The organism is Pseudomonas sp. P4_C3 (assembly GCF_056402075.1).
The window spans coordinates 1-3,442 of the sequence record NZ_JBFUIC010000472.1 but is presented as its reverse complement, the minus strand read 5'-3'; the positions used below and the strand labels follow the sequence as shown (position 1 = coordinate 3,442).

Below are 3,442 nucleotides of genomic sequence, written 5' to 3'. Positions count from 1 at the left end.
CCATGGAGCTGTAAGGTCGTTCAAGAAGAGATTGTTTCTACTGCAATTTCAGCTTTTAAATACCAGTCCACTGAGCCCTTACTCGGTATAAGATTGTTTTTTGTTAAATCGTTCTCTGCATTTCGGTTTGATATATCAGAAAACCATGTGATAGTAACAAAGGAAGAAAAAGAGGCGTGCGCACTAAGAGCCGATGCGGGCACGTATTTTTATGACTCCTATAAAGATGACATACGATTAATTGAGCGTCAGGCAGAAGAGTTTAAATGTTGCGGCAAGGTTGAATTTCAAGACGAGGTTACTGCCTCCAAGCTGGAGGAGATAATTAAGTGCTCAGGATTGAAGGGTGTAATCGAGAACTGCAAATTAGACCTTGAAGTGATTAGGAAGGCAATCAATGCTCCGTCAGACCCCTACTAATTTAGCTGACATTCAAAGCATCTCTACCCTGCAAATAGCTCTTGATGCATGGACTTTAAGCCCTGCAGATGTAATCGAGATGTGCTTGGGTCGAGGTCTCGAGTTTCGCGCTCATCCGCTGGGATTTATTTCATGTGTCTTTTTTGTGGAGGGCGATAGAAAAGCGCGACTGCATATTTGGCCAATTTCCGAAAACCTTAACCAAGGTGAAGGGGTAACCATTCATGATCATGTCTTCAACTTTACAAGCTGGGTTTTAGCTGGTGAAATTATTAACAGATGCGTGTTTATTGATGGGGCTGGAATGCCATGCTCTGTTTATGAAGCAAGTTATACTGGCGATAGTTCAGTTCTTGTAAGAAAAAATGAAACCTTAAATATCACGGATGGGGAGATCCAAAAATATTCTACGGGCATGCGATATTCCATGCGTGCAGGTCAGTTACACGAAACTAGATCTATCGACAGTAATGTGGCTGTTACGGTATTGATTACTCATGACGTTTCTGCAAGCCATCCGTTAGTAATTGGCCCTCTTTCGGGGCATGACAAACATGAATATCATCGCAGACTTATTTCACGCGACGAGCTAAATGAAGTTATTAATAGTCTTTGACGTTTGAACGACTGAGGAGGAGTCTACTTGCCTGACTCGATCCGCCCCCCCCTCGAGCGGCTACTTCGCAACGCCACTTACATTGAGCAAAACGGAGACTAGAGCCTAATCCGCTTCTAGGCTTACGCCATCTTCAGTTTCAAGGCCATTGGGCTACTGCCGTTCTGCCCCTCATGGCCGGCATCTGCCGGCCAATTTCGGCCAATTTTGACAGGCAGAAATCGACAACATTCGAACGCTCAGCTGCCGCCCCTTCCGGCAACTGCTGCCCGCTTTGTCGATTATTGAGGTTGGTCGCTTTTCATCAACCTTTTTTTGAGCTCAATCCGATAGTTCCTAACTCATCCTGCACGCGCACCAAAATATCTTCTGCCGATTCTTTTGCCTCGCCCGCCTTGAAATAGCAATAAACAAACAAAGTGGAAGGGTGGACACCCAGTGAGGACGCTAACTCATGGATTTTTTCCAGGCTCGGCGATTTCATGCCGCGCTCTAAATCGCTGACGAAGGGTTGACTCGGCCCGAGGGCCTCTTGGGGTAGGCCTTTGCTAAGCCGGATGTCGCGAACCGCTAATCCGAAAGCCTTCTTCAGTTCCATTTGCCGATGCTCGCAAAAGGAAAGATGAAGCCTTTGCAAAGGAAAAATCGCTATACTCTATAGAGTATACAAAGGATATGATTTGATGTTTAGAACTCCGATCGACGCAGAAGACCCATTATTTCGCCAATACTTCAGCGAAGATTACCGAACGTGGAAATATGTTGAGCTCACGCTGGCTCACGTCTGGTTTTATGTCACCGTTGTGCAGAGAGTTAAATTTGAACAGATAAGAAGCATCCTAATGCTCGATAGCCTCGCCCTTCTAGATGACCTCCTGTCTGATCCCCATTCCGGGCGCGAGGTGGAGAGCATTCAACTGGTCACGCCTGGCCGATTAAATGGAAGTGGCGATTGGCGTATGGAACGTTTGCTTCGAATAGAGCATCTGAGCGACCACGACTCAGTCGCCTACATCTACGAAGTAAAAAACAACATCACTTATGTAGACGGTGATCGCAATTTGCTGACTCAAGCACGCGCTGAACGAAACGTGATTTTTGAAGAACGACAAATACAAGTGGCTTGATGGTTGCGGGCATGCGACTCCCTAAGGTGTCAATCTTCATTGCGTTTCCTCAAAAACCGACGGTGATGCCTGTCAATCCTCCCCATATTTGTCTTATTTTTTGTCAATCCTATCGATCCTCATTGACAGTCAACCTTCTCTGGCCGAATTCCCGCCTTACCGAGTGATTTCAATATCCGGAGCGGTGTCAATGTAGGTGATCGATAGGTGATACGGGCGATTACTGGCCGGATGATCCGCTGGTGGCCGAGGCGACTGCGCGGATCAAACCGCGCAAGTAATCGCAGCGCGATCAAAAGATCGCAGCCTGCGGCAGCTCCTACACGGACGGCGTTGAGCTTTCGGATTTTGCGGTCAGCTGTTCGCGGCAATAGTCCGCGAACAACTGCGCCGGTTTGGTCAGTTGCCCGCGCTTGAGCCATGCCGCCACCAGCCCCKAACCAGTGACCTCTTCAGCGATGTCCACGCACACCACTTTCTGCCCGTCGTAGGTGCACTCCGAATGCGGTTTGGTCACCAGGATCGAAAAACCGAATCCCTGGCCAACCATGCCGCGCACCATCTCGATCGACGGTGAGCTGAAGGCAATGCGTGGCGTCAGGCCCAGCTCATCGAACAGGCTGACGAAGTAGGTTCGGCTCGGCTGCACGTCCAGAAGAATCATCGGCTCCAGGCACAGGTCCCGCAGCGACACCTGCGCCTGCTGGGCAAAGCGGTGATCCGCCGGCAGCAATGCGTAAGGCCGTTGCGCCGGCATCAAGGGTTCGGTTGCGATGGTGCCGTCGAGGTCGTGCTCGTAGAGGATCGCCAGATCGAAAGCACCGGAAGTCAGGCCCTGCACCAGCTCTTGTTGCTCGCCGTCGCGGATGCGGATTTCCACCCCCGGGTACAACGCCGAAAACCCGGCGATCAATTGCGGCAGGTACAGCGGTGCGACGGTTTCGAAACAGCCGATATCGATCTGCCCGGACACCACGTCGTTGTCGGCCAGGGCGTTCTGCTCGAACTCCTTGGCCATGCGCAGCAGCTCCTGGGCCTTGCGGTAAAAGCGGGCACCGCTGGGGGTCAACGACACGCCCTGGGCGTGATGGCGGATCAGCAGTTGCACACCGAAACTGTCTTCCAGCCCTTTGATGGCCGTGGAGATCGAAGGCTGTGCGATGTACAGCTTGCGCGAGGCCTCGGCGACGCTGCCGCATTCGACGGTGGTGATGAAGTATTTCAATTGACGCAGATTGTAGGCAGCCACAGCAAACCTCGGGGGGAGAACAGATCAGGC

Annotated in this window: 5 protein-coding genes; 3 read left to right on the top strand and 2 right to left on the bottom strand. The window is 50.9% G+C overall.

Features of this window, described 5'->3' with window-relative positions:
* Both AC1DVH_RS29490 and AC1DVH_RS29485 read left to right on the top strand, forming a co-directional pair.
* Window positions 1-420: hypothetical protein (locus AC1DVH_RS29490; RefSeq protein WP_477756759.1), on the top strand; the 420-nt coding region annotated here is incomplete at its 5' end.
* The gene (locus tag AC1DVH_RS29485; RefSeq protein WP_477756758.1) at window positions 398-1,036 is read left to right on the top strand and encodes a hypothetical protein; all 639 of its coding nucleotides are present in this window, start codon (window positions 398-400) and stop codon (window positions 1,034-1,036) included. The genes AC1DVH_RS29490 and AC1DVH_RS29485, both read left to right, overlap by 23 nt.
* Before the next feature lie 304 nt (window positions 1,037-1,340).
* Here AC1DVH_RS29485 and AC1DVH_RS29480 read toward each other — a convergent pair whose 3' ends face one another.
* The gene (locus AC1DVH_RS29480; RefSeq protein ID WP_477756757.1) at window positions 1,341-1,634 is read right to left on the bottom strand and encodes a helix-turn-helix domain-containing protein; all 294 of its coding nucleotides are present in this window, start codon (window positions 1,632-1,634) and stop codon (window positions 1,341-1,343) included.
* Window positions 1,635-1,719: 85 nt separating this feature from the next.
* Here AC1DVH_RS29480 and AC1DVH_RS29475 point away from each other — a divergent pair, with 85 nt between their 5' ends.
* A complete protein-coding gene (locus AC1DVH_RS29475) occupies window positions 1,720-2,163 on the top strand; it encodes a hypothetical protein (protein ID WP_477756756.1) in 444 nt (147 codons plus the stop codon).
* A gap of 319 nt (window positions 2,164-2,482) precedes the next feature.
* Here the strand turns inward: AC1DVH_RS29475 and AC1DVH_RS29470 are convergent, their stop codons facing one another.
* Window positions 2,483-3,412, bottom strand: a complete 930-nt coding sequence (locus tag AC1DVH_RS29470) for a LysR family transcriptional regulator (RefSeq protein WP_477756755.1) — start codon at window positions 3,410-3,412, stop codon at window positions 2,483-2,485.
* Between the last annotated feature and the right edge of the window lie 30 nt (window positions 3,413-3,442).

Bases quoted from the DNA above. Each gene is read 5' to 3' on its own strand.
- AC1DVH_RS29480 (WP_477756757.1), bottom strand. From the start codon at position 1,634: ATGGAACTGAAGAAGGCTTTCGGATTAGCGGTTCGCGACATCCGGCTT.
- AC1DVH_RS29475 (WP_477756756.1), top strand. From the start codon at position 1,720: ATGTTTAGAACTCCGATCGACGCAGAAGACCCATTATTTCGCCAATAC.
- AC1DVH_RS29485 (WP_477756758.1), top strand. From the start codon at position 398: ATGCTCCGTCAGACCCCTACTAATTTAGCTGACATTCAAAGCATCTCT.